Origin of the sequence: uncultured Megamonas sp. (assembly GCF_958438645.1) — a bacterium.
Lineage (GTDB): Bacteria > Bacillota > Negativicutes > Selenomonadales > Selenomonadaceae > Megamonas.
The window spans coordinates 24,039-49,977 of record NZ_CAUBSM010000004.1 but is presented as its reverse complement, the minus strand read 5'-3'; the positions used below and the strand labels follow the sequence as shown (position 1 = coordinate 49,977).

Genomic DNA, 25,939 nt, shown 5'->3' with positions numbered 1-25,939 from the left:
TTAATAAATGTATCAAATAATATAGATATGATATGTAAGGTATACTGTTTATTATGTGAAAGAAAGAGAGGTTGTAATGGAATTAGCAAATTTAAATATAAATAATAATATAGATGATGTTAAAGTGAATGAAGAAAATATCGTAGATTTTACACATTTGCATGTGCATACAGAATATAGTTTGCTAGATGGTGCTAGTAGAGTAAAAAAATTAATTGCTCATGCTAAGGATTTAGGCATGAAATCCTTAGCGATTACTGATCATGGTACGATGTATGGAACGATTGCTTTTTATAAGGAAGCATTAAAACAGGGAATAAAACCTATTATTGGCTGTGAAGTTTATTTGGCACCAAAATCACGTTTTGATAATTTTGAAGTAGAAGGTACTCGTTATTATCATTTAATTTTGTTAGCAGAAAATAATAAAGGCTATCAAAATCTCATTAAATTAGTTTCACTAGCTAATATTGAAGGTATGTATTATAAGCCTCGTGTGGATAAAGATTTATTGCGTCAATATCATGAAGGTATTATTTGTTTGAGCAGTTGTATAGCCGGTGAAATACCTCAAGCGATTATTCGCGATAATATGGAACGTGCGGAAAAATTAGTACAAGAATATGTAGATATTTTTGGCAAGGATAATTTCTTTTTGGAGATACAAAATCATCAAATTCCAGAAGAAGCTAAGGCAAATAAAGGATTAATCAGTTTAGCTAAGAAATATGATTTAAAATTAGTAGCTACAAATGATATACATTATATAAAAAAAGAAGACAATGCTTTTCATGATGTGCTTTTATGTATTCAGACTGGCAGAACTTTAGATGATAAGGATAGAATGAAATTTTATAATGATGATTTCTATTTAAAATCTGGTGCAGAAATGCTTGCTTTATTTAAAGATACACCAGAAGTCATTACAAATACTTTAGAAATTGCAGAGCGTTGTAATGTGAGCTTTGAATTTGGTCATTTACATTTACCAAATTTTCCTTTGCCAGAGGGGATGACGGATGAACAGTATTTGCATAAATTATGTAAGGAAAAAATTCATAATAGATATCCTGAAGTTACAGAGGAAATACAGAAAAGATTAGATTATGAATTATCTATTATTAATCGCATGGGCTATGATAGTTATTTTTTGATTGTGTGGGATTTTATAAATTTTGCTCGCAGTCAAAATATAGCGGTGGGGCCTGGTCGTGGTTCGGCAGCTGGTAGTATTGTAGCATATATTTTGGGAATTACAGATATTGATCCGCTAAAATATAGTTTACTTTTTGAACGTTTTTTAAATCCTGAACGTGTGACAATGCCGGATATAGATATCGACTTTTGTTATATTCGTAGAGATGAAGTCATTGAATATGTAAAAAGAAGATATGGCGATGACCATGTAGCACAGATAATTACTTTTGGTACGATGGCGGCAAAAGGTGCAGTGCGAGATGTCGGTCGCGTTATGAATATGCCTTATAACGAAGTGGATAAGATAGCAAAATTAATTCCGCAAGAGTTAGGCATGACTTTAGATAAAGCATTAAAGGATTCATCAGAGTTATTGAGCCTTTATCAAGAAAATCTCGAAGTTCGTAAATTAATTGATTTTGCTAAAGACGTAGAAGGTATGCCACGCCATTCTTCAACTCATGCTGCGGGCGTAGTTATTTCTAAAGATCCTGTTACGGATTATGTACCTATTCAGATATCTGAAGGCACATTTGTGACGCAATATGATAAAGATTGTGTCGAAGAATTAGGTCTGTTGAAAATGGACTTTTTGGGATTGCGTACGCTTACAGTTATCGCTGATGCTTTAACAAATATAAAAAATAATCGCGGTATAGAGATAAATTTAGATGAAATTCCACTTGAAGATGAAATGACTTCGCAAATGCTTTGTCGAGGAGAAACAGGAGCAGTATTTCAATTGGAGTCTGCCGGCATGACTACCTTGGTAAAAGATTTGCAACCAACTGGATTTGCTGATTTAATTCCTGTTATGGCATTGTATCGACCAGGGCCTTTAGGTAGTGGCATGGTAACGGATTTTATCAATGGTAGACATGGTAGAAAAAAAGTAACATATATTCATCCAGATTTAGAGCCAATTTTAAAAGAAACTTTTGGTGTGATTTTGTATCAAGAACAGGTTATGCAGATAGTTCAAGTATTAGCTGGTTTCACTTTGGGGCAAGCTGATATTTTACGTCGTGCAATGGGTAAGAAAAAGCATGATGTCTTGATGTCACAAAAAGAAAATTTCTTAAAAGGTGCTAAAGATAATGGTGTAGATGATAAACTCGCAGAGACTATTTTTGATTTATTATTACATTTTGCCGATTATGGTTTTAATAAATCTCACAGTGCTGCTTATGCACTTGTATCATGGAGAACAGCTTATTTAAAAGCTCATTATCCACAGGAATTTATGGCGGCTATTTTGACTAGCTTGATGACAAGTAATAAAATTGGCGAATATATTGAACAATGTAAACATATGGGAATTGATATTTTGCCACCAGATATAAATGCTAGTCGTGATACATTTACTGTCGATAAAAATAGTATTCGTTTTGGCTTAGCGGCCGTAAAAAATGTAGGTGAAAATGCTTTAAAAACGATTGTAGATATTCGCGAAAAAGATGGTCTATTTAAATCTTTAGAGGATTTTTGTTCACGAGTTAGCAGTAGATGTATCAATAAAAGAGCTTTAGAAAATCTCATAAAATGTGGTGCATTTGATTCTTTAGGTTATAATCGTGCTCAATATATGGCTGTTTTAGACCAAGCTATGGATTTAGGCTCTAGACGTCAAAAAGATTTAGCTAGTGGACAGATGGATTTATTCGGTGATTTTATGGAGGAAGAAGAAAATATTGATAAATTGGAAATGCCAAGAATACAAGAATTTCCTAAAATAGAATTATTGAATATGGAAAAAGAGATCACAGGTTTTTATATCACAGGGCATCCACTAGAAGAATATAGAGAAAAAATACAGTATTTAACCACTGTTGAAAGTTTAGAAAAACAAAAAGATGGTAAATATGTATCTGTAGCAGGAATTATTCGTAAGGCAAAAAGAGTAACTACGAAAAAAGGCGATATGATGTGCTTTTTAGAAATCGAGGACTTTTTGGGTGTAGTGGAAGTCATTGTATTTCCAAAGGCGTTTTATGATAATATCAATTATTTAGTGCCAGATATTCCTGTTGTCGTCAGAGGAAAATTGGATAAAAGTGATGATACTAATAAAATCATCGCTGATAAAGTGATTGGTTTAGAGGATTATACGCCAGAATTTTGTATTATCGTAAAACCAGAGCAAGAAGATAATGCTTTCTTTAGCAAAATAACAGAAACATTGCAAGAAAATGCTGGTCCTTGCCCTGTTTATATGTATTTTATGAGCAGTAAAAAAATGATTAAGGGTAATCGAGAATTTTGGATTGATGGCAGTGAAACTGTAGTCAATAATTTAAAAAATCTTTTAGGCAAAAAATCAATAAAGCAAAGATAAATTTCAATTAAAAATCCCCCAAAATAGATGAATTATTTTGGGGGATAATTTTTATAGTATTAAATTAATTATTAAAGAAATCTTCAATAGCTAAGCGAATAGCTGAATAATTAAATCCTTTGCGATAGAGATAACCTTGGCATTTTAATTTATCAGCTTTACTGGGAAGATAACGGCTATTTAATAATCGCAAACAAACAGTATATTCATAATCTATTTCATCAATAGCTGTTTCTTCTTGGGCATTTTGAATATCACTTTGTGAAAAACCTTTTTCTATTAATTTATATTTAATAGCTTTTAGACTGCGATGTTGTTCATTGATATATGCTTGATATTGACGTTGACATAAATCTGTATCATCTAAATAATGTCGAGCTATTAAGCGATTAATAGTTGCTTCTATTTCTTCTGAGGAATATTCTTTGCGTTTTAACTTTGTAATTAATTGTTGAGTGCTATATGGTCTTATAGCGAGTAAATCTACAGCATAAACTAGTGCTGTTTTACAATTATTTTGCTGTTTCATTATCAGATGTTACCTTAGTCTTTTTAGCTGGTTCTTCAACTTTTTCTTCAGTAGGTTCATCTTTAGCGAAGAGTTTTTGACGAATTTTATTTTCAATTTCTAAGGCTGTATCAGCATGTTCTTTTAAATAAGCTTTTACATTTTCTTTACCTTGACCTAAACGAGTGCCTTGGTAAGAATACCATGTACCGCTTTTATCTAAGATTTCAAAAGCTGTACCCATATCAATCAAGCTACCTTCACGAGAGATGCCTTCACCGTACATGATATCAAATTCAGCTTGTTTGAATGGTGGAGCCACTTTATTTTTTACAACTTTAATTCTTGTTCTGCTACCTACAGGATCGTTACCTTGTTTTATTGTATCGATTTTACGCACATCTAAACGAATGGAAGCATAGAATTTTAAAGCTCTACCACCAGTTGTAGTTTCTGGATTACCGAACATAACGCCAACTTTTTCACGAATTTGGTTGATGAAGATTGCTGTTGTACGAGATTTGCTGATGATACCTGTCAATTTTCTCATAGCCTGAGACATTAAACGAGCTTGTAGACCAACATGAGAATCTCCCATGTCGCCTTCGATTTCTGCTTTAGGAACAAGTGCTGCGACAGAGTCAACAACAACGACATCGATAGCGCCACTGCGAACGAGAGCATCAGCAATTTCTAGAGCTTGTTCACCATTATCTGGCTGAGAAATCAATAAATTATCAATATCTACACCTAATTTTTTGGCATAAACTGGATCAAGTGCATGTTCAGCATCGATAAATGCAGCTACACCACCTATTTTTTGTGCTTCAGCTACGATGTGAAGTGCTACAGTTGTTTTACCAGAAGATTCTGGGCCAAATATTTCTACAATACGTCCGCGAGGAACACCACCAACACCGAGAGCTGCATCGAGTGGTAGACAACCTGTATGAATGACTTCGATATTCATATTGGCGGAAGCATCACCTAATTTCATGATGGAACCTTTACCAAAGTCGCGTTCAATTTGTTTTAAAGCACTTTCAAGTGCTTGTACTTTATCCATTTTATCCATGGGAATAAATCACCTGCTTTTTAAATCTTATCTAAAAAATATATATAAATTATACTCTATATATTCCTAAATAATCAAGCAAAAGTTCAGTTTTCCGAACAAATTTAGAGCAATTATGTTTAAGAAAAATAGCTTTAATTTCGAATATATTGTATAATATCAGATATAATTATTTTATTTGGAGGGTTATTTTTTATTAAATGGACAGTTTTGATGACCAGTATATTTTGCTCGAGGAATTATATGAAGATAGTTTTTATCCTGATTTTTTGATTGATAAAATAAAGTATTTATTGGAAGATTTTATTAATTATGTGGAACAAAAACCTAATGATATGACTGAAGTAGAAGATAAAATATATGAATTAATTCAAAATGCCAATAATCTGCAATATGAATTTCTTGATAATGATAGCGAATATGATAATCTTGCACGTGAATGTCTTATTCGCAATTTGGAATATATTATACAATGGTTTCATTTGCCGATTGATTTAGAGGAAGTATTAGCAGAACGTGAATGGGATTAAACCTATTTGATGATAAATATTATTAATTTAAAAGCATAAAATTTTATGTTATACTTATAGTAGTTTATTTATTTGGAGGATTGTTTAATGTTATTAAATAAAAAGTCTGTAGAACTTTTAGCTCCAGCTGGTAATTGGGAAACATTAGTTGCTGCCATTGATGCTGGGGCTGATGCTATTTATTTGGGTGGAAAACATTTTAATATGCGTATGCTCAAATCAGACGCTAATTTTGATAATGAGATGTTAAAAAAAGCTGTGGAATATGCTCATGCTCATGGAGTAATGCTTTATATTACGATTAATAATTTAATTAGCGATGAAGAAATTCCAGAACTTGAAGAGTATTTAATTTATTTGAATGAAATTCAACCAGATGCTATTTTAATTCAAGATTTAGCTATTGCTCAAATTGTGAAAAAACTTGGATTGCATATAACAATGCATGCATCTATCATGATGAATTCCCATAATAATGCTGCTATAAAAAAATTAAAAGAATATGGTATTCGCCGTGTAGTTGTCAGCCGTGAAATGTCTTTAAAAGAACTCAGCGAATTAAAAGCTGTAGATAGTGATTTTGAACTTGAATATTTTGTTCATGGTGATATGTGTATTTCTGAAAGTGGACAATGTATTCATTCTGGTGTTTTATTTGCAAATAGCAGTAATCGCGGTCGTTGTATGAAGGCTTGTCGTTGGCCATATAAAATCATTGATGAACAAACAGGTCAAGAACAAGAAACTACAACAGATGGGGATTATCGCTTAGCACTAAAAGATATGTGTATGTACAGAAATATTCCAGATTTAATTCAATCTGGAGTATATTCTTTTAAAATTGAAGGTCGTATGCGTAGTGCTGATTTCGTGGCAAATATTGTAAGTATTTATCGTCGTGCCATTGATAATTACGTAGCTGATCCTGCTGGTTATCATGTAAATGAAGATGATTGGAAAAATCTTTTTGAAAATCGTGTACGTGATTATTCTACTTGTTTTGCTATGGATAAACCTGATAGTAGAGCTATTGGCTATACTGGAAAACGCGAACCAAGATTTTTCAGCTATGCGGCTAAAGAAGCAGATTTAAATTGTGAATGGCTCAATGATTTAGATGCTATAAGAACTGCTAGTAATAAACCAAAACTTGCTGTTAAAGCTGCAACATTAGCACACGCTCGTGAAGCTTTAGCAAATGGTGCTGATGTTGTTTATGTAGCAGGCGAAGTTTATCGTCCACATACTCCATGGACTTTAGGAGATATAAAAACTATTTTGCAAGAAGCTCATGATGTTGGGGCAAAAGTAATAGTTAATACACCTAGAACAACTTTAAAAGATCAGTGCAGTGAATTAGAACAATTATGTCATGATTTAAATGAAATAAAACCAGATGGTATCATGGTGGGAAATTTAGGAGCTGCTACTATTGTACGTGAGCTTACAGATTTACCTATTTATGCTGACCATAGTTTCAATGTATTTAATCATGTAGCTACAGAATTTTTACAAGAAAATGGTATTGTAAATGCAACAGCTTCTTATGAATTGCCTTATGCTGAAGTAAAAACTTTAGTTGAAAGCAGTAAATTGCCAATGACAATCATTGTTCATGGTAATGTAGAAGCTATGATTTCCGATACAAATATTCCTGCATTGAATTTAAAATATGATCCACTTACTAATCCAGAATTCAATGATAAACATTTTGCTTTATTGGATACAGTTGGCGGTAAACATTCTATGCGTATGGATCAATTTGGTAGAATTCATATTTTATTTACTAATGATTTATGTCTTCTTCCTTACATTGATAAATTGATGGGTGCAGATACTCTTCGTATCGAAGCTCAAGATTATACAGCAGAGGTTACTGGTATGTTGACTAAAATCTATCGCGACGCTATTGATAATGGCAAAAATAACGATATGATCGAAAAAATCAAAGAAGTAAGTCCTCGTCCAGTTGGTATTGGTGTTTATCGTCATAAAAAATCTTATTAATTATTCATAGTCATTTTAGAATTGTCATTTTTATTTTAGGCTTTATGGCTTATTATATTAATGACAATTCTTTCTAATGTTTATTATCAATATTATTTATACATAACATTAGAAAATATAAAATAATGAAAGGAAGTTTGTTATGTCTCAATATTTAGGTCCTGAAAAATGTCTTGAAAAGAAAAAGAAATATATCATGCCTTGTTTAGGTCATTTTTTTGCTAATCCTCCACAATTTGTAAAAGGTGAAATGCAATATCTTTACGACCATGAAGGCAAAAAATATTTAGATTGTTTTGCTGGTGTATCTGTTATAAACTGCGGTCATTGCAATCCTGAAATCACGCAAAAAGTAGCAAAACAAGTGCAGACTCTACAACATGTTTGCAATATCTATTTGACAGAAGATATTTATAATTTAGCTGAAAAATTAGCTCAAGTAACACCAGGCAGATTACAAAAATCTTTCTTTTGTTCTACAGGAACAGAAGCAAATGAAGGTGCGTTACTTTTAGCAAATATTTATAATGGAAAAAGTGAATTATTAGCTCTTCGCAATGGCTTACATGGCAGAACAAAACTCACTATGAATTTGACAGGTATCGGTATGTGGAGAACTGATCCAAATCCTGTGGGTGGTATTCATTTTGCACCAAACCCTTATTGTTACCGTTGCCCAATGGGTAAAAAATTCCCAGAATGTGATTATGCTTGTGCAAATGCTGTAGAAGATATTATCAGTTATGCAACTTCTGGAAATGTTTCTGCTATGATTTGCGAAACTATCCAAGGTAATGCAGGTATTGTAGTACCTCCAAAAGGATATTTTAAACGTTTAAAAGAAATTTTAGAAAAACACAATATTTTATTGATCATTGACGAAGTACAAACAGGTTTTGCACGTACTGGAAAGATGTTTGCCATTGAAAATTATGATGTTGAACCAGATATTATGACAATGGCTAAAGCTTTAGGCAATGGTGCTCCTATTAGCTGTTTTATTTCTCGCAGTGAAATCGCAGATAAATACACTCGTCCTGGTGCTTCTACATTAGGTGGAAATCCTGTTTCTTCTACAGCTGGTATCGCTGTACTTGATTATATTGAAGAACACAATCTTGTTGGAAAAGCCCGCGTTCGTGGAAAACAATTAAAAGATGGCTTGACTGCTCTTCAAGAAAAATATCCGTTTATCGGTGATGTTCGTGGTTTAGGCTTAATGGTAGGTGCAGAGCTTATTAATCCAGATAAATCACCAGCTCCAGATAAGCTAGAATTTGTAGTGGAAACAATGAAAGATAGAGGCTTCCTCATCGGTAAAAATGGTATAGCTAGAAATGTTCTTGCATTCCAACCACCACTTATCATAACTGAAGAAAATATCAATGATTTATTGAACAATCTTGATGATGTTATGTCTCAGGTAAAATAAAATATATAAATAAAAAAATAGTCCCTAGTAGTTTATGCTACTGGGGACTATTTTTATGAGTTTTTAAATTAGAATACCCATTCATCACCGAAGCGTTTTAATAAATTATCGGCTTCTGCAGGGCCATCGGAGCCTTGTTCATATGTGAATACTGGAAGTTTATCCCAACGATATAAATCTTTTAAGTGTTCAATATAATCCCAACTTGTTTCGATTTGATCCCATTGAGAGAACCATGAGCGTTCACCTTTGATACAAGCTGTGATTAAACGTTCATATGCTTCAGGAGTGTTTATTCTACTAGAAATGGAACTGCTTTGGCTAAAGTCCATTTTTGCTTGTGTGATTTCTTCAGTATCTCCTGGAGTTTTTACATTAAATTGAAGATGTACACCTTCATTTGGCTGAATCTTTATGATTAAGATATTGCGTGGAGCAGAAATAAATGTTTGACGGAAAACGATTGCTATTTGCATTTCACGATAGCGAAGTTTTTTGCCTGTACGAATATAAAATGGAGTATTCCACCAACGTTCATTGTCGATAAACAAGCGAAGTGCAGCATATGTTTCTGTTGTAGAGTCTGTAGGAATGGATTTTTCTTGGCGATAACCTTTATATTGACCTAAAACTAAAGTATCACGAATATCTTCTACAGGACGAAGTGCACGCAGTACACGTAGTTGAGCGTCATGCATAGCTGTAGTGGAGAATTGTTCTGGCCATTCCATGGCAACTATGGATAAAATCTGGAATAAATGGTTTTGAACCATATCTTTTAAAGCTCCGCTAGTGTCATAGTAACCACCACGTGTGCCGATACCTAAATCTTCAAAAGCGGAAATCTGTACAGATTCAATATACTGTGAGTTCCAAAGATTAGCAAAGATAGGGTTGGTAAAACGAATTGTCTGGATATTACGTACCATTTCTTTACCGAGATAATGGTCAATGCGATAGATATTTTCTGCAGGGAAGAAGCTTTCTAATTGTTTGTTAAGTTCTTTAGCAGATTCTAAATTTTCACCAAATGGTTTTTCTAAAATAACCTTACCTAAAGAAGCTTCTTTTACTGCTTTTAATCCACTTGCAATTACACCGAAAAATTTTGGAGCTACTGCAAGATAAAATACATGGTCATCAATATTTTCAGCAGTATAATATTCGGATAAACGAGTATATTCGTTTAAATCGGAGATATCCATTTTAAAATAAGAGATACGTTTAGCAAAAACTTCAAAAGTTTTTTCTTCATATGGTAAACGAGCGAATTTTTTTACCCAATCACGAACTAATTCGCAATACTGTTCTGTAGTATAATCGCGTCTACCAATGATGATAATTCTGGATTGAGCTTCTTCGGCATTTGCCGCAGTCATATTGTACTGTGCAGGCATAAGTTTTCTAAAAGTCAAATCACCAGTACCACCAAAAATTGTAAAAGCTTTATTTAAAGACATGTTAACTCTCTCTTTCATAAATAATTCATAAATAAAAATAAATATATATTATAAAATTATACCTATAGCATGAGGTACTTTATCTGTATTGATTAATTTAACAATTTTTCCATTTGTTTTATCTAATTGGAAGCTACTCATATCATCAGTATCTTTATTTACGACTAAAAGATATTGTTCATCTTCACTTAAGATAAAATCTCTAGGGTGCATACCACCACTGTTTATTTGTTGAATGATTTCAGGTTCGTTTTCAAGGCTAATAACAGTGAGTAAATCTGCTCCACGAGTGGAGATATATATGAAACGATTATCTTTTGTCATACGGATAGCAGCACTAGAAGTGTTATCAAGTTTATCTTTAGGTAGTAGATTTAATTTTGTATTCAAAGTAAATTCTAGATTATCTACGCTAAAATCAAAAAATTCACTGCTTAATTCACTTACTAAATAAAAATGAGAATAATCATGATTGAATATTCCATGACGTGGGCCTGTTTTTGCAGGGAATGTTAAAGTTTTTACTAGAGTATAATCATTGTTCATATCAAAGATACGAATTTCATCAAGCAATAAGCAAGGTACCATTAGATAATTTTTATATAATATTACTTGATGACAACCTGCTTTGTTTTGAATGGAGATTTGTTTTATTAATTTTAATTTATCATTAATTATTTGATAAATCATAACGACACCATCATGATAGTTAGCTGTGTAAATAAAATTATCATGATGTTTTACAAAACATGGAGAATTGTTTTCTAGAAGAATTTCATCTAATAAAGTTTTAGTAGAAATATCGATTAAAGCAATGCCACTTTTGTTATTTTTACTAGTAGTAATTATTAGTTTATCTTCATATTTGTCAACGCATTTTGCATCGTCGATACTAAGAAAAGATTCTATATTAGAGATTTTTCCAGTAGTTTCTTCAAAGGAAAATTGATAAATTCCTTTAGTAGATGTAGTATTGTAAGTACCAATATAACCAGTTAGCATAAAATAAACACTTCCTTAATTTTATATTTAAATACTTAAAATAAATTGTATTTAATTGGCACAAGCCATTAATATACTGATTATATAGTATAAATTATAAATAAACAAGTAAGAGTCATATCTTTGGTATAAAAATTTTTTATATAAACGATATGTTAAATTTTATTAAATCAAAAAAATATATAAGAAAAATTAATAATAGATGTACTTGTATTTTAAAAAAAAATAAACTATACTAAATTTAAATCAGTGATATATATTTTAAGTATATATTTATTGATATAAAAAAATAAGGAGTGTTTTTTTATGGAACAAATTAAACGTTACAAAGCAGTAATCACAGGCAATGTACAAGGTGTAGGTCTTCGTTTTTTTGTTGTGGACAATGCAAGCAAACTTGGTATTACTGGCTGGGTAAAAAATATGGCAGATGGAACTGTAGAAATGGAAGCACAAGGCAATCCAGATAAATTAGATCAGTTATTTGCTACTATAAAAAAAGGTAACTTTATTATTAAAGTTGATAATATTGATTGCACAGAAATTGACTGTGTTGAAGAAGCATCATTTATCATTAAATACTAATGATAAATGATATGAAAATTAAAGATGCGTTATATAAGGAATTATGAGAGAGCAATGTCGATAAACTTTGGGATGGAGATTATCGACATTTTTTTATTTTCCAAGAATAAGATTTATACATAAAAATTTTAGTGAATTTGATAATATATTGATAGATAAAAATGAGCTTTGAAAACTAAAATGATGCATAAAATTTATAATAAATTATGAGAAATCGTTGTCAGTATTGACGTATTAATAGGATTTTCGTTATAATTGATATGTAAAATATAGATGTTAGAACTTGCTTAAGGATAGTGATTTTTATGAAAATAAATAAAGTATTAGTTATACATGGACCAAATTTAAATTTACTTGGCACTCGTGAACCAGAAATTTATGGTAGTATGACTATGCAAGATATTAATGAAGATTTAGCAAAACAGGCTAAGGAACATAATGTCGAAATAGATTTTTTTCAAAGTAATCATGAAGGAGCTATTATTGATACTTTACATAATGCTCGTGGTCAATATGGCTATATTATTTTAAATGCTGGTGCATTTACACATTATAGTATTGCTATACGTGATGCTTTAGCTGCTATTGATATACCTGTAATAGAAGTACATCTATCTAATATCCACAAAAGAGAAGAATTTAGACATCATTCTGTAATTGCACCTGTAGTTGAAGGTCAGATTTGCGGTTTTGGTTTGGAAAGTTATAAATCTGCGTTATTTATTGCTATTAGTAGACTACAAAAAGAGGATTAAATTATGTGTCAAAATAATCGTATAGAAAATCTTAGAAATGTATTGCAGGCAAATTATTGTGATGCAATGCTTATAAGTAAAGAAGAAAATTTACATTATTTTAGTGGTTTTACAGGTGATGATACATTTTTAGTAATCACTTTAAATGATTGTTTTTTGATTACTGATTCACGTTATACACAACAAGCTAGTGAACAGACTTCATTTACTATTATTGAACAAAAAACTGGTTTACTTAGCAAAACTGTAGAACTTATAAAGAAATTAAATATTAATAGTTTAGCATTTGAAGGTAATGCTTTGATTTTTAATCAATATAATTATTTAGCTAAAAATTTAGATGATATTGAAGTTGATTTCTCTACATCTTTAGATTTAACTAAACTTCGCATTATAAAGGATGAAAATGAGATAGAATTAATAAAAAAAGCTATTAATATCAGTGATAAAGCATATTCACATATATTAAAATTTGTAAAAGCAGGTATGAGCGAACAAGAAGTAGCGACTGAATTAGAATATTTTATGCGCAAATTGGGTAGTGAACGACCTGCATTTACTACTATAGTAGCTTCTGGTGTTAGAGGGGCATTACCTCATGGAGTTGCTACAGATAAGTTGATAAATAATGGTGAATTTGTTACAATAGACTTTGGTGCTGTTTACAAGGGATATCATTCAGATATTACGCGTACTTTTTGTGTAGGAAAAGCAAGTGATAGACAAAAAGAGATTTATGATATTGTTTTGCAAGCACAATTATTAGGGCTAAAAGAAATTGCACCTAATAAAAGTGGCAGAGAAGTTGATTTTCCTGTAAGAGAATATATAAAAAATGCAGGTTATGGTGATTTCTTTGGGCATGGCTTAGGGCATGGTGTTGGTCTTGAAATTCATGAGTTACCTCGTTTATCACCACTTAGTCCAACAGATAAGCTTAAAGAAAATATGATAGTTACTAATGAGCCGGGGATTTATGTGCCTGACTTTGGCGGTGTTCGTATTGAAGACACTGTTTTAGTTACTGCAAATGGATGCCAAGCACTTACACAAAGTGATAAACGGCTTGTTGAAATAATGTGACCGCAATAATTGAGAGTCGGGTATTTCACATTATATAAATAAAATTAGATAATATATTTTGGAGGAATGTTTTAATGATTTCCAGCAGTGATTTCCGTACAGGTCTTACACTTGAAATTGATAACGGTGTATGGCAGATTGTTGATTTCCAACATGTAAAACCAGGTAAAGGTGCAGCTTTCGTTCGTACAAAAATTAAAAACGTACAGACTGGTGCAGTTGTAGAACGTACTTTTAACCCTAATGAAAAATTACCAGCAGCTCATGTAGAAACTAGAGCTATGCAGTATTTATATGAAGCAGATGGTATGTACACTTTCATGGATAATGAAACTTATGATCAGATTGAACTTACAAAAGATCAATTAGGTAGTGCATTAAACTTCTTAAAAGAAAACATGGATATTAGCTTACAGTCTTTCAAAGGCAATATCATTGGTATTACTTTACCAAACTCTGTAAATCTTGAAGTTGTTGAATGTGAACCAAGCGTTAAAGGTGATACTGCAACTGGTGCTACTAAAATGGCAAAAGTTGAAACTGGTTATGAAGTTCGTGTACCACTCTTCGTTAACGAAGGCGACGTATTAAGAATTGATACTCGTACTGGTAACTATATCGAACGTGCATAATAATTAAATTATTAGGTATTTTTTAGAGGATAGATAAAATTGTTATCTATCCTCTTTTTATTTTACAAAAAAGTATTGATAATATTTATCAACTATGATATATTATAAGCGAAATGATAATTAATATCATTTAAGTAAAATGATGATAATACAAAAGGAGATTTCGTTTATGTTTAATAAATTAATAATAAAAAAAGTTGTGGGTAGAGAAATTATGGATTCTAGAGGTAATCCAACAGTAGAAGCAGAAGTTTTATTAGCTGATGGTACAATCGGCAGAGGTTGTGCTCCTAGTGGTGCATCTACAGGTGTATTTGAGGCATTAGAGCTTCGTGATGGAGATAAATCACGTTATAATGGAAAAGGTGTTTTAAACGCTGTAAAAAATATAAATACAGTAATCAATGATGTTTTGGTAGGAATGGATGCTTCTGATATCTATGCTGTAGATAATGCTATGATAAAAGCAGACGGTACAAAAGATAAATCAAATTTAGGAGCAAATGCTATTTTAGCAGTATCAATAGCTAGTGCTCAAGCTGCTAGTAAATCTTTAGGCATTCCACTTTATCGCTATTTTGGTGGTATTAACGGCAATAGATTACCTGTACCTATGATGAATATTTTAAACGGTGGTGCTCATGCTACTAATACAGTGGATATTCAGGAATTTATGATTATGCCAGTGGGAGCGTCTAGTTTTAAAGAAGCACTTCGCTGGTGCAGTGAAGTTTTCCACGCTTTACAAAAGATATTAAAAGATAGAGGATTAGCAACTTCTGTTGGTGATGAAGGTGGTTTTGCTCCAAATCTTGCCAGCGATGAAGAAACTATAGAAGTTATTTTAGAAGCTGTAAAAATGGCAGGATATGAACCAAGAAAAGATTTTATGATTGCTATTGATGCAGCTGCTAGTGAATGGAAAGGCAATAAAATAGGAGAGTATGTCTTGCCTAAATCTGGCAAAAAGTTTACTACTGATGAATTAATTGCTCATTGGAAAATGTTAGTGGAAAAATATCCAATTGTTTCTTTGGAAGATGGTCTTGATGAGGAAGATTGGGAAGGTTGGAAGAAATTAACTGATGCTATCGGTGATAAAGTTCAGCTTGTAGGTGATGACTTATTTGTAACTAATACTGAAAGATTATCTCGTGGCATAAAAGAAGGTGCAGGAAATTCTATTTTGATCAAGTTAAATCAGATTGGCTCTATTTCTGAAACTTTAGAAGCTATTAAAATGGCTCATAAAGCTGGTTATACTGCTGTTACTTCTCATCGTTCTGGAGAAACAGAAGATACTACTATAGCTGATTTAGCGGTGGCTTTAAATACTTGCCAAATAAAAACTGGTGCACCAAGCCGAAGTGAACGTGTAGCTAAATACAATCAATTGTTGAGAATTGAAGAAGATTTGAAACAGTCCGCTATTTATCCAGGAATTGATGCTTTTAATCAGAAGCATTAAGATTATTAGATAATAGATTAATAATTAATAGGCAAAATAAAAGTGAAGTAGTCAAATAAAAAGACTACTTCACTTTTTTATTTTATTGCAACTGTATTTTTTTAAATAATATCGTAAACGATACGTGTATTGCCTATATGAATAGTATCACCAGGACAAAGACAGAAATTGGAAATTGGTTTATCATTGACTAATGTGCCATTTAAACTATTAGCATCTCGTAGTATATGTCGACCATGTTCAAAAGTTATATAAGCATGAAGTCTAGATACATTTACATCTGTCAACAAAAATTCATTTTTGTCACGTCTACCAATATGAATTTGATTAGAGCCAAATGCTAAATAAGAGTCTTTATCTGGCCCTTCAATAATAGTTAAGGAAGCAAAATTTAAAGCTTGTTGTTTGTGTGAAGGATTGGTGAATTCTTTGATATCAATATTAGGTACGATAATAGTACCTTGTTCTAAGTCATCTGTACTATTATCAGTAGTTGATGAAGATTTATCGCTACTAAATTTCGCTGTTATATCACAGACACCTAGTTTGAATTCAGGAGATTTTAAGATATGAATGGTAGGCAATGTTTCCATAAAATAATCTTTTTGAATGACAGATTTATAGAGAAATAATTTTAAGTGGTTTTGTGTTTCTATGTTATTTAATTGGTTAAAATCTTCATTACTCATAGTGATAGTAAATTCATCAGGAACAAAGATAGCACGATTTACGCGTTTTTTCTGGCGGATTAAAATGCGATCAATGATTTTTTCTATTTCTGCCATTTGTAGATTACTTGAGAATTTACGATTAAAAAAACCTTCGATATTTTTTTCAAGAAAATTTTCCATACGTGAAAAAAACATAAAAATTCAACTCCTAGAGTTTTTATTTTGTTAAATGTTTATTACGCAATTGACCACAAGCAGCTTGAATATCTGTTCCCATTTCTTGACGAATGGTAGCTGTGAGATGATGGTCATTTAAATACTTAGCGAAAGCTTTTATTCTAGCTAAAGAAGGACGATTGTAATTACGCTCTTTGACTGGATTGATAGGGATTAAGTTCACATTAGCTAATTGATTTTTTAAGAGTTTACATAATTCTACTGCTTCAGTCATGTTATCATTGTATTTATCAATTAAGATATATTCATAAGTTATGCGTCTTTTAGTAGTATTAGCATAATTTACAGCAGCTTTAATTACTTCTTCGATAGGATAGCGTTTATTTATAGGCATTAGTTCTGTACGCAATTCATTATTCGGTGCATGTAAGGAAATAGATAAGGTGATAGGTAGATTTTCTTGAGCTAATTTATTTATTCCAGGCACGATACCAGATGTGGAAATTGTGATATTGCGATAACCTAAATTTAAGCAATAAGGCTCATGTACTAAACGAATGAAGTTTAATACATTATCATAGTTGAGCATAGGCTCACCTGAACCCATGATTACTATATTATTGATTTGCTCGCCTGTTTGATTTAATAATTCTTGTATAAACATTGCTTGAGCTAAGATTTCACCTGTGGATAAGTTTCTAGCCATGCCGTGAAGCGTAGAAGCACAGAAGCTACAGCCCATATTACAGCCTGCTTGTGAGGAAACACAGATGCTATTACCATAAGGTTGACGCATTAAAACTGTTTCTACACCGATACCATCGCCAAATTCTAATAAAAATTTAGTTGTTTTGCCATCACTAGAGTCTAGTCTATCACAAGATTTAGCACGTTCAATAGTAAATTCTTGTGCTAATTTTTCACGTAAATCTTTAGAAAGATTGGTCATTTCATCAAATGATGTAGCGTGTTTTTGATAGAGCCACTCAATAATTTGTTTTGCTCTAAATTTTGGTAGGTTTAAATCTGTAATTAGTGAAGTAAGTTCAGTTAAATTTAAGCCAAAAATATTGGTCATTATAAATTCCCTTCTAAAATAAATATAAATAATAGTTTAAGATTTTTATACTTTTTTGTACATACGAGCGATAAAGAAGCCATCTGTATTATCTTTATATGGCATTAATTGTAATGTTTTCTCTTTGCTTTTAGTTTTAAATGGTAAATATTTGCGGATATCTTCTAAAACGAATTCTGGATGTTTAGCTAAAAATTGATTGATGATTTCTATATTTTCTTGTGGCATGATTGTACAAGTACTATAGACTAATACACCTTGAGGTTTTACAGCCAGAGAAGCTGATTCTAAGATAGCTAATTGAAGAGGTGGTAATTCTTCAAAGATTTCTGCTGTTTTGTTCCAACGAGAGTCAGGTTTACGGCGAAGTACGCCCATTCCAGAACATGGTGCATCAACTAATACTTTATCTGCTTGATTTTCATATTGATTGCCGATTTCACGGGCATCTAATAATTTAGGCTCAATGATGTTGATACCTAATCTATTAGCATTATCTTGAATTAGTTTTAATTTATGTTCGTAGATATCACAAGCTATGATTTTTCCTTTATTTTGCATCAAAGTAGCCATATGTGTAGTTTTACCACCAGGGGCACTACATGTATCAATGATGAATTCATTAGGTTTAGGATCAACTACATGAGCTACAAGCATAGAACTTTCATCTTGCACTTGGGCAAAACCATTTTGTAATGGTGTTAGTTGATTTAATGAAGTATGCGTTTTGCAAATAATTCCTTCTGGTGCTAATTTCGAAGGAATAACTTCGCAACCTGCATTTATAAGCTCTGTGATTAATTCTTGTCGCGTTGTTTTCAAAGTATTGGTACGCAATACAAGTGGAGCATTAGTATTATTGAATTGACAAAGCTTGATAGCAGCTTCACTGCCAAAAGTATGAATGAATTTTTTTACTAGCCAAAGAGGGTGTTGTTCTCTAATAGCTAATTCACTAGCTTTATTGCCTGTAGGCATAGCGTATTTTTCTGGTTGGCGGATTAAGTTACGCAAAACGCCATTTACAAATTTTGCAGAACCTTGATTGGAATATTTTTTAGCAAGATTTACAGCTTCATTGCAAGCTGCTGATTCAGGAATTTTGTCCATGAATACAATTTGATAAATACCTAATCGCAATATATTAATAATTGTTGGTTCAATTTTATTTAAAGGTCTATTTACAAATTTTTTTAAAATCCAAAGTAGAGTATCACCTGCTTTTACTGTACCATAAACCAATTCAGTGATGAAACGGCGGTCTTGATCAGATAATTGATTTTTTTGCAAATGGCGTGATAGGGATATATTAGCATAAGCTTGTTGAGTATATACTTCATTTAAAATATTTAAAGCAACTTCACGAGCGTTCATAAAATCTCCTTTGCATTTAGTAAACTAAAAAAGACGCTAAGAAAAGCGCCCCTTGAGAATACGTATTTATATTAATATATAATCTTGGTTACAAATTTATTATATAATATAGATAGAAGCTATGCAAGTTAGTAAAAAATAAAGTAAAAATAAGATGATTTTTATTATTAGAAAAGCAACTTTCCTATATGTTCCTGTTCATTTTCATCTATTTTGTTATACTTTATTTTAGTAAGTGTAACAAAGGGAGATGATTATTATTTTTTGTCCTAATTGTGGTAATCAGATAAATGATAATGAAAAGTTTTGTTCTAAATGTGGAAATCAAATTAAGCAAAATAATAATGAGCAAATGAAGCAAAGCGAAAAAACAATAAGCGATAATGTCAGTCAAAATGTAGATGCCCAAAAAAGTTATACGAAATATAAATATATAGGTATTTTTATCGCTGTAATTTTATTATTAGGATTGGTTTCTTTTGGTGCGTATAGTTATTTTGCTCATAAAGACACGAAACAAGTTGAGCAAAATGTGACGGCAACGAAAAATGAAGAAAATACTGTAAGTGAAGATAAAAATAATGCAGTTAAAGAAGATGTTAAACAACCAGTAGAGGATATTGTTAATTTAGAATATACTCAAAACGATAAATTTATATTAGGCGATAAGGAAGTAGCATATTTCCCTAATAGTAAGATATCTTTTAAAAATGTAGGTAATAATTGCTCAGTTATGCTAGATGATAAAAATCAAGTTTTAATGAACTTTTATACAAATAGAGATGTACCAGATTTAAGTATAAAAGAGATAAAATTGGCAAATTCCGATAAACTTTTCTATGAAGTAAAATGTACAGCAGGAGCTCATGCAAAATTAGAAGGCTATTGGCTAGTAGGCAAAAAAGATGGCGAATGGACTGTATTTATTTCCATGGATAATCTAAAGAGTTTTGGTATAAATCCAGATAAGTATTATAATATGAATAATAAAATTGTAAATGGAAAACTCATCATCAATTGTTTTCATTTAGAAGTTCCTGAAGGAAAATCTATGGCGGAAGGTAAAAAAGTCGATGATTGTTATGTAAAAGTAGATTGGGATAATAATAAGCAGACTTTTAGAATGTATTGATAAAAGTAAATAGTAAAATCAATAGAAAAGACGTATACAAATAAATGTATACGTCTTATTTTTATATCTTAATCGTCATAAATGCCTTTTAATAAAGTTTCTTTACGTAAAGATAAGCATTCGCAATTTCTATCTTGTTGAGCTAAAGAACGGATTGTGTCTAAAAGAATTTTGCTGATCATAGGTGCATCATCATAGAAGATATCTTCTAATACTTGATGAGACCATGGTTTGATACCTTCGCCATAATTTACTACATAGTACAAACCAGCATAACAAGCTCCGATTTCACGAGCGAGATATACTTCAGGGCAGATGGATTGACCTACGATATCTGCATGACCATTTAACATAGCGATTTCTGCAGGGCTTTCAAAATGGCGACCGTCTGTATTAGCATAAGTGCCACGTGTAAAAATTCTACCGCTGAAATGTTTACGTGTATTTTTGATTAATTCTTCACGCATTTGAGGGCAAAGTGCATCACGCATAACAAGTAAATATTTACCTTCAAGTCCGACATCTTTGCGAACAGACATATCAAGATAATCATCAGGAATGAGAAAATCTCTAGTGTCTAATAATTTATTAATAGTACCTACGCCACCTTCAGAGAAAATGCGTTTTACACCGGCTTCGCGGAAAGTCCAGAATAATTGGCGGGAAGCATCAGCACGATTGACTCCACTTCTCCAACCATGCATTTTGCAGGTTAAAACGCGTGTACCTGCTACTTCAAATAAGCGAAGTTCAGTAGTTTTGCCATAAGGTGTATCAAAAACCATGCGGTCTTGAATTATTTTTACATCATCACATTTAGCACCTAATGGAAAATTGCTGGATAATGTGCCAGAACCACCGATAATGGCAAAATCGGCTTGAGGAATGTTTTGTGTATTCATAGAAAATCTCCTTAATTAAATTTTATTAAAATCGACGAATGATATTATATTCTGTATCACGCTGAGCTGCTTTAAAATCAGCTTTTTCGATTGTATTTACCATTTTGTCAATGGACATTTGATAAGCAGTACCGGCTGCACGAACGACATTTTCTTCAAGCATGATACTACCTAAATCATCAGCACCAAAGGCTAATGTTATTTGTCCAATTTGTTGACCTTGTGTAACCCAAGAGCCTTGAATATGAGAGATATTATCAAAATAGAGTCTAGATACTGCTAGAGTTTTTAGATATTCCCATGAGGATAATTTATTGCCACCTAATTGAGTATTTCCAGGTTGGAAAGTCCACATGATGAAAGCTCTGAAGCCACCTGTTTTATCTTGAAGGTCGCGAACACGTCGCATATGTTCAATGCGTTCTTCAATAGTTTCGCCTAGTCCTAAAACCATAGTAGCTGTACTTTCCATGCCGATAGAGTGAGCAGTTTCCATTACTTTTAGCCAATCATCTGTCATGATTTTTTTAGGGCTTACAATTTTACGCACGCGGTCAACTAAGATTTCAGCTCCACCACCTGGAAGTGAAGCAAGACCAGCAGAACGTAAATCTTGTAGAGTTTCTTTGATAGATTTATTGGCTATCTTGGAAAAATGAAGTATTTCCGCAGGAGAAAAAGAATGGATTACAATATCAGGAAAGGCTGTTTTGATGGTATTAATCATATTTAGGTAATATTCAAAAGGTAAAGAAGGGTGTAGTCCTCCTTGTAACATGATTTGAGTACCACCAGCTTCTTGAGTTTCTTTTACTTTTTGTAAAATAGTTTCTATTGGCAATAAATAAGCGTCTTTGTGATTTTCACGACGGAAAAAAGCACAGAAACGACATTCATTAAGGCAAACATTAGTGTAATTGATATTGCGGTCTACAATGAAGGTAACAGTATTGCCAGGGTGTTTTTCTTGGCGGATTTTATTTGCTTGTTGACCTAATTTTAAAATATCACCATGTTTTAAAAGGTCAATAGCTTCTTTATCAGAAAGTCTGTTCATTAATCATACCTCTAATTTATTTTATTTTTCGATATAAGGAATCACGTTGAACAGGTGTATAGCCTGTTTCGGTGATGATTTTTTGCAATTGTGTAGTAGTCATTTTCTGACCTGTTTTAGCACCAGCAGCATGAATAATTTGTTCTTCTTCAACTGTACCATCTAAATCATCAGCACCAAAAGCAAGGGCTAATTGAGCGATAGGCAAGGTGAGCATCATCCAAAAGGCTTTGATATGAGGAATGTTATCCAATACGAGTCGAGAAATAGCGATAAAACGCAAGCTTTCATAAGATGTAATCGGCTTTATATTTTCTAATTGAGTATTTTGCGGATGAAATGGGAAAGAAATAAACGCTTGGAAACCATTTGTTTCATCTTGAATTTCTCTAAGTGTGAATAAATGCTGTAATCTTTGTTCTATAGTTTCAATATGACCATAGAGTTCAGAAGCATTAGTTTTCATACCGAGTTTATGAGCTGTTTTTATAGTTTCAATCCATTCTTGTGTATTGGCTTTGTTTGGGCAGATTTTAGCACGTATTTCATTATCTAAAATTTCTGCTCCACCACCTGGGAGGGAATCAAGACCTGCTTGTTGTAAAATAGTTAAGACTTCGTAAATGCTTTTTTGAGAAATCTTGGCAAAATGGACTATTTCCACAGGTGTGAAAGCTTGAATATGCACATTAGGCAAAAGTTTTTTTATGGATTTAATGATTTCTATATAGTAATTAAAATCATTAGTAGGATGGAGAGAGCTTACAATGTGTATTTCTGTTAATCCTTTGACATGAGCGATAGTATCTTTAATTTTAGCTTCAACATCTTCTTTAGTTAAGACAAAACCTCGTTTATCGCCATCTTCGCAAGAGAAAGCACATAGGGGGCAATTAGCAGTGCAGATATTGGATAAATTTATATGGCGGTTGATATTATAATAGACTTCTTTTTGGCTATGACGTTCTTTGGCTTTTCTTGCCCATGTAGCTAAGTCTAAAATATCAGCGTATTTGTATAGATATAGTGCTTCATCAAAAGATAAACGCTCTCCATTTTGAGCTTTTGTTATAGCTTGTTGATTGATATTCATAAATAAAAATCCTTTACAAAATAATTAGCTTAATATGTTCTGATTATATTGAAATTGCAATCACATTCAGCAGGTATTCTGCCTGTTTGTTTGATTAAATTGATTAAATTATCACGAGTGAGTGCTTTTGGTGAATTTGCTCCAGCATCGTGCATGATTTTTTCTTCGCTGATAGTGCCGTCCACATCATTTGCACCAAAGCCTAAAGCTAATTGAGCGATAGGTAAAGTGAGCATTACCCAATATGCTTTGATATTATGAATATTATCAAGCATTAATCTACAGATAGCCATAGTTTTTAAATCGTCCCAAACATTAGTGCGATGAATAGTTTTACCTAATTTTGTATTAGCAGGGTGGAATGGGAAGCAAATAAATGTCTGAATGCCACCTGTTTCATCTTGAAGATTGCGAAGTGTGATTAAATGGTCTACACGTTCTTCAATAGTTTCAATATGACCATAGAGCATGGAAGCGTTTGTCTTGATACCGAGCTGATGAGCAGTGCGAGAAACTTCTAACCATTCTTGAGCTGTAGCTTTATTAGGGCAGAGTTTCTGACGAATTCGGTCATTTAAAATTTCAGCTCCACCACCTGGCATAGCTTCAATGCCTGCATCTTTTAGTTCTTGTAATACTTCACGAATAGATTTTCCAGAAATCTTAGCAAAATGAGTAATTTCCACACCAGTAAAACCTTTTAAGTGAAGTTGAGGAAATTCTTTTTTGAGCATTTTAATAATGTCTACATAATAAGAAAATGGCCAATCAGGATGTAATCCACTTACGATATGCAGATTTTTCATATTTGGATCTTTGCAGGCATTAGCTACTTTATTATAAATTTGTTCCATAGTCATAGCATATGCTTTTTTATCTGTAGCTTCACAACCGAAAGCACAAAAATCACAAAGAGCTGTGCAAATATTAGTTAAATTTAAATGACAATTTACATTGTAATAAACGTAATCTCCGCTGATACGTTTACGCACTAAATCTGCAAGATAACCTATGCGAGCAAGGTCATTAGAGGCAAAAAGAGCCAAACCATCTTCTTTTGTTAGACGTTCATTATTTAAAATCTTTTGTTCTATTTTATCTAATGTATTAATCACGAGAACACCTCTTAAGTTAAAAAATTCACTTATTAGATTTTACTCTTTTTTTATATATGTATCAACTATAATTATTGAATGGAAAAATAAGTTTTATAAATATTATTAGTGAATAAAATTTTGTGCTATAATAAAAAATACTTATTAATTTTGATGAGGAAGGATTTTTATGGATAATTTAATTTTTAGTTTGAATGCGACTATACCAGTCTTTTTAATGATGGTATTGGGTATGGTTTTTCGTAAAATAGGATTATTTGATGAAGCTTTTATTACAAAAATGAATAAATTTGTATTTGTGGTGGCTTTGCCAGCATTATTATTTGAAGATATTGGTTCAGCTAATTTTTATGAAGCTTGGGACACTACATATGTTTTATATTGTTTTGGGGCAACTTTGCTCAGTATATTGATTTCTTTTTTTATTTCTATACCTTTTAGAAAAAATGTTTCTCAAGGTGAATTTGTGCAAGCTGCATATCGCAGTAGTGCTGCTATAATCGGTATGGCTTTTGTACAAAATATTTATGGTGATTATGGTATGGCTTCTTTGATGATAATAGGTACTGTGCCTTTGTATAATGTGATGGCGGTTGTCGTATTGGCTTTATTGAAACCTGGTCAAAGTAGTTTAACTTTTGCCTTGATGAAAAAAACTATTAAAGGTATTATTACTAATCCGATTATATTAGGTATAGTAGTGGGTGTTATTTGGTCACTTTTGAAAATTCCAACTCCAGTGATTGTACATAAGACTGTATCTTTGCTTGCTGTTTTGGCTACACCTATGGGGCTTATGGCTATGGGAGCAGCATTTAAGTTTCAAGGATTTAGTCAAAATATAAAGCCTATTATTGTTTGTAGTGTTATGAAATTAGTTGTATTTGTAATGATATTTATGCCATTTGCTATTTATTTAGGCTTTACAGAAAGTAAATTGGTTGCAGCATTGATTATGTTGGGTTCAGCTACAACTGTAAGCTGTTATATCATGGCACGGAATATGGGACACGACGGTAATTTGACTGCTGGAGCAGTAATGTTAACAACCCTCGGAAGTGCGTTCTCATTGACTTTCTGGCTCTACGTGTTAAAGTGTATGAACTTAGTATGAAATAGCTCAAAAAGGGCATTTGTTACCATTTTGTTACCATTTTAAAACGATGTATATTTTTAAATTATAAAATCTATATAAAGTAAAACCCTTAGGAAATCTTACTTCCTAAGGGTTTTATATTATCAAATCATAAGTATATGGTATAATTTTTATA

General features: G+C 32.1%; 22 protein-coding genes. 11 read left to right on the top strand and 11 right to left on the bottom strand.

Going from position 1 to position 25,939, the window contains the following annotated elements:
- Positions 1–76: 76 nt before the first annotated feature.
- The gene (locus tag Q5I67_RS04725) at positions 77–3,532 is read left to right on the top strand and encodes a DNA polymerase III subunit alpha (protein WP_302486522.1); all 3,456 of its coding nucleotides are present in this window, start codon (positions 77–79) and stop codon (positions 3,530–3,532) included.
- Between the two features lie 64 nt (positions 3,533–3,596).
- On the opposite strand, the gene Q5I67_RS04720 is transcribed toward Q5I67_RS04725, so the two are convergent.
- The gene (locus Q5I67_RS04720) at positions 3,597–4,061 is read right to left on the bottom strand and encodes a regulatory protein RecX (RefSeq protein WP_302486521.1); all 465 of its coding nucleotides are present in this window, start codon (positions 4,059–4,061) and stop codon (positions 3,597–3,599) included.
- Complete coding sequence (gene recA / locus Q5I67_RS04715; RefSeq protein ID WP_302486520.1) at positions 4,045–5,115, bottom strand: recombinase RecA; 1,071 nt, start codon at positions 5,113–5,115, stop codon at positions 4,045–4,047. Before recA ends, Q5I67_RS04720 begins: the two co-directional genes overlap by 17 nt.
- Before the next feature lie 200 nt (positions 5,116–5,315).
- On the opposite strand from recA, the gene Q5I67_RS04710 reads away from it, so the two are divergent.
- The 3 genes from Q5I67_RS04710 (at position 5,316) to Q5I67_RS04700 (ending at position 9,084) form a co-directional block, all read left to right on the top strand.
- Positions 5,316–5,645: a DUF5713 family protein gene (locus Q5I67_RS04710; RefSeq protein WP_302486519.1), complete on the top strand. Its 330-nt coding sequence runs from the start codon at positions 5,316–5,318 to the stop codon at positions 5,643–5,645.
- Positions 5,646–5,732: 87 nt separating this feature from the next.
- A complete protein-coding gene (locus tag Q5I67_RS04705) occupies positions 5,733–7,652 on the top strand; it encodes a peptidase U32 family protein (protein WP_302486518.1) in 1,920 nt (639 codons plus the stop codon).
- Between the two features lie 142 nt (positions 7,653–7,794).
- Positions 7,795–9,084, top strand: coding sequence for an aspartate aminotransferase family protein (locus Q5I67_RS04700; protein WP_302486517.1), 1,290 nt, complete (start codon positions 7,795–7,797; stop codon positions 9,082–9,084).
- A gap of 68 nt (positions 9,085–9,152) precedes the next feature.
- On the opposite strand, the gene zwf is transcribed toward Q5I67_RS04700, so the two are convergent.
- Together zwf and Q5I67_RS04690 are read right to left on the bottom strand one after the other, a co-directional pair.
- Complete coding sequence (gene zwf, locus Q5I67_RS04695; RefSeq protein ID WP_302486516.1) at positions 9,153–10,544, bottom strand: glucose-6-phosphate dehydrogenase; 1,392 nt, start codon at positions 10,542–10,544, stop codon at positions 9,153–9,155.
- Positions 10,545–10,592: 48 nt separating this feature from the next.
- A complete protein-coding gene (locus Q5I67_RS04690; RefSeq protein ID WP_302486515.1) occupies positions 10,593–11,546 on the bottom strand; it encodes a beta-propeller fold lactonase family protein in 954 nt (317 codons plus the stop codon).
- Positions 11,547–11,852: 306 nt separating this feature from the next.
- Here Q5I67_RS04690 and Q5I67_RS04685 point away from each other — a divergent pair, with 306 nt between their 5' ends.
- The 5 genes from Q5I67_RS04685 (at position 11,853) to eno (ending at position 16,069) form a co-directional block, all read left to right on the top strand.
- The gene (locus Q5I67_RS04685; RefSeq protein WP_117585524.1) at positions 11,853–12,131 is read left to right on the top strand and encodes an acylphosphatase; all 279 of its coding nucleotides are present in this window, start codon (positions 11,853–11,855) and stop codon (positions 12,129–12,131) included.
- Between the two features lie 305 nt (positions 12,132–12,436).
- Positions 12,437–12,886, top strand: a complete 450-nt coding sequence (gene aroQ, locus Q5I67_RS04680; RefSeq protein ID WP_115151440.1) for a type II 3-dehydroquinate dehydratase — start codon at positions 12,437–12,439, stop codon at positions 12,884–12,886.
- A gap of 3 nt (positions 12,887–12,889) precedes the next feature.
- Positions 12,890–13,969 (top strand): Xaa-Pro peptidase family protein, encoded by a 1,080-nt coding sequence (locus Q5I67_RS04675; protein ID WP_302486514.1) that lies wholly within the window; start codon positions 12,890–12,892, stop codon positions 13,967–13,969.
- Positions 13,970–14,043: 74 nt separating this feature from the next.
- Entirely contained in the window at positions 14,044–14,601 is a 558-nt protein-coding gene (gene efp, locus Q5I67_RS04670; protein ID WP_015562232.1) for an elongation factor P, read from the top strand.
- 169 nt (positions 14,602–14,770) lie between these two features.
- Entirely contained in the window at positions 14,771–16,069 is a 1,299-nt protein-coding gene (eno, locus tag Q5I67_RS04665) for a phosphopyruvate hydratase (protein WP_302486513.1), read from the top strand.
- A gap of 101 nt (positions 16,070–16,170) precedes the next feature.
- On the opposite strand, the gene Q5I67_RS04660 is transcribed toward eno, so the two are convergent.
- The 3 genes from Q5I67_RS04660 to rsmB are packed head-to-tail and all read right to left on the bottom strand — an operon-like array spanning position 16,171 to position 19,369.
- Positions 16,171–16,935, bottom strand: coding sequence for an FhaA domain-containing protein (locus Q5I67_RS04660; protein WP_296897526.1), 765 nt, complete (start codon positions 16,933–16,935; stop codon positions 16,171–16,173).
- Between the two features lie 22 nt (positions 16,936–16,957).
- Positions 16,958–17,995: a 23S rRNA (adenine(2503)-C(2))-methyltransferase RlmN gene (gene rlmN / locus Q5I67_RS04655; protein WP_302486512.1), complete on the bottom strand. Its 1,038-nt coding sequence runs from the start codon at positions 17,993–17,995 to the stop codon at positions 16,958–16,960.
- A gap of 45 nt (positions 17,996–18,040) precedes the next feature.
- Positions 18,041–19,369, bottom strand: a complete 1,329-nt coding sequence (rsmB, locus tag Q5I67_RS04650; protein WP_302486511.1) for a 16S rRNA (cytosine(967)-C(5))-methyltransferase RsmB — start codon at positions 19,367–19,369, stop codon at positions 18,041–18,043.
- 250 nt (positions 19,370–19,619) lie between these two features.
- Here rsmB and Q5I67_RS04645 point away from each other — a divergent pair, with 250 nt between their 5' ends.
- The gene (locus Q5I67_RS04645; RefSeq protein ID WP_302486510.1) at positions 19,620–20,501 is read left to right on the top strand and encodes a zinc ribbon domain-containing protein; all 882 of its coding nucleotides are present in this window, start codon (positions 19,620–19,622) and stop codon (positions 20,499–20,501) included.
- Between the two features lie 68 nt (positions 20,502–20,569).
- On the opposite strand, the gene Q5I67_RS04640 is transcribed toward Q5I67_RS04645, so the two are convergent.
- The 4 genes from Q5I67_RS04640 to mqnE (Q5I67_RS04625) are packed head-to-tail and all read right to left on the bottom strand — an operon-like array spanning position 20,570 to position 24,668.
- On the bottom strand, positions 20,570–21,403 hold the full coding sequence (locus Q5I67_RS04640; RefSeq protein ID WP_022228147.1) for an MTAP family purine nucleoside phosphorylase: 834 nt from the start codon (positions 21,401–21,403) through the stop codon (positions 20,570–20,572).
- A 25-nt stretch (positions 21,404–21,428) separates the two neighbouring features.
- Positions 21,429–22,460: a cyclic dehypoxanthinyl futalosine synthase gene (gene mqnC, locus Q5I67_RS04635; RefSeq protein WP_302486509.1), complete on the bottom strand. Its 1,032-nt coding sequence runs from the start codon at positions 22,458–22,460 to the stop codon at positions 21,429–21,431.
- A 16-nt stretch (positions 22,461–22,476) separates the two neighbouring features.
- On the bottom strand, positions 22,477–23,553 hold the full coding sequence (gene mqnE / locus Q5I67_RS04630; RefSeq protein ID WP_302486508.1) for an aminofutalosine synthase MqnE: 1,077 nt from the start codon (positions 23,551–23,553) through the stop codon (positions 22,477–22,479).
- Positions 23,554–23,582: 29 nt separating this feature from the next.
- Positions 23,583–24,668 carry an aminofutalosine synthase MqnE gene (mqnE, locus tag Q5I67_RS04625; RefSeq protein ID WP_278474685.1) on the bottom strand — a complete coding sequence of 362 codons (1,086 nt, stop codon included), beginning with the start codon at positions 24,666–24,668 and terminating at the stop codon, positions 23,583–23,585.
- A 169-nt stretch (positions 24,669–24,837) separates the two neighbouring features.
- On the opposite strand from mqnE (Q5I67_RS04625), the gene Q5I67_RS04620 reads away from it, so the two are divergent.
- Positions 24,838–25,782, top strand: a complete 945-nt coding sequence (locus Q5I67_RS04620; RefSeq protein WP_302486507.1) for an AEC family transporter — start codon at positions 24,838–24,840, stop codon at positions 25,780–25,782.
- Positions 25,783–25,939 lie beyond the last annotated feature (157 nt).

Bases quoted from the DNA above. Each gene is read 5' to 3' on its own strand.
- Q5I67_RS04720 (WP_302486521.1), bottom strand. From the start codon at position 4,061: ATGAAACAGCAAAATAATTGTAAAACAGCACTAGTTTATGCTGTAGAT.
- rsmB (WP_302486511.1), bottom strand. From the start codon at position 19,369: ATGAACGCTCGTGAAGTTGCTTTAAATATTTTAAATGAAGTATATACT.
- Q5I67_RS04700 (WP_302486517.1), top strand. From the start codon at position 7,795: ATGTCTCAATATTTAGGTCCTGAAAAATGTCTTGAAAAGAAAAAGAAA.
- Q5I67_RS04705 (WP_302486518.1), top strand. From the start codon at position 5,733: ATGTTATTAAATAAAAAGTCTGTAGAACTTTTAGCTCCAGCTGGTAAT.
- mqnC (WP_302486509.1), bottom strand. From the start codon at position 22,460: ATGAACAGACTTTCTGATAAAGAAGCTATTGACCTTTTAAAACATGGT.
- eno (WP_302486513.1), top strand. From the start codon at position 14,771: ATGTTTAATAAATTAATAATAAAAAAAGTTGTGGGTAGAGAAATTATG.
- mqnE (WP_302486508.1), bottom strand. From the start codon at position 23,553: ATGAATATCAATCAACAAGCTATAACAAAAGCTCAAAATGGAGAGCGT.
- Q5I67_RS04685 (WP_117585524.1), top strand. From the start codon at position 11,853: ATGGAACAAATTAAACGTTACAAAGCAGTAATCACAGGCAATGTACAA.
- Q5I67_RS04725 (WP_302486522.1), top strand. From the start codon at position 77: ATGGAATTAGCAAATTTAAATATAAATAATAATATAGATGATGTTAAA.
- Q5I67_RS04710 (WP_302486519.1), top strand. From the start codon at position 5,316: ATGGACAGTTTTGATGACCAGTATATTTTGCTCGAGGAATTATATGAA.
- Q5I67_RS04620 (WP_302486507.1), top strand. From the start codon at position 24,838: ATGGATAATTTAATTTTTAGTTTGAATGCGACTATACCAGTCTTTTTA.
- Q5I67_RS04645 (WP_302486510.1), top strand. From the start codon at position 19,620: ATGATTATTATTTTTTGTCCTAATTGTGGTAATCAGATAAATGATAAT.
- efp (WP_015562232.1), top strand. From the start codon at position 14,044: ATGATTTCCAGCAGTGATTTCCGTACAGGTCTTACACTTGAAATTGAT.
- rlmN (WP_302486512.1), bottom strand. From the start codon at position 17,995: ATGACCAATATTTTTGGCTTAAATTTAACTGAACTTACTTCACTAATT.
- aroQ (WP_115151440.1), top strand. From the start codon at position 12,437: ATGAAAATAAATAAAGTATTAGTTATACATGGACCAAATTTAAATTTA.
- Q5I67_RS04675 (WP_302486514.1), top strand. From the start codon at position 12,890: ATGTGTCAAAATAATCGTATAGAAAATCTTAGAAATGTATTGCAGGCA.
- zwf (WP_302486516.1), bottom strand. From the start codon at position 10,544: ATGTCTTTAAATAAAGCTTTTACAATTTTTGGTGGTACTGGTGATTTG.
- Q5I67_RS04660 (WP_296897526.1), bottom strand. From the start codon at position 16,935: ATGTTTTTTTCACGTATGGAAAATTTTCTTGAAAAAAATATCGAAGGT.
- recA (WP_302486520.1), bottom strand. From the start codon at position 5,115: ATGGATAAAATGGATAAAGTACAAGCACTTGAAAGTGCTTTAAAACAA.
- Q5I67_RS04640 (WP_022228147.1), bottom strand. From the start codon at position 21,403: ATGAATACACAAAACATTCCTCAAGCCGATTTTGCCATTATCGGTGGT.
- Q5I67_RS04690 (WP_302486515.1), bottom strand. From the start codon at position 11,546: ATGCTAACTGGTTATATTGGTACTTACAATACTACATCTACTAAAGGA.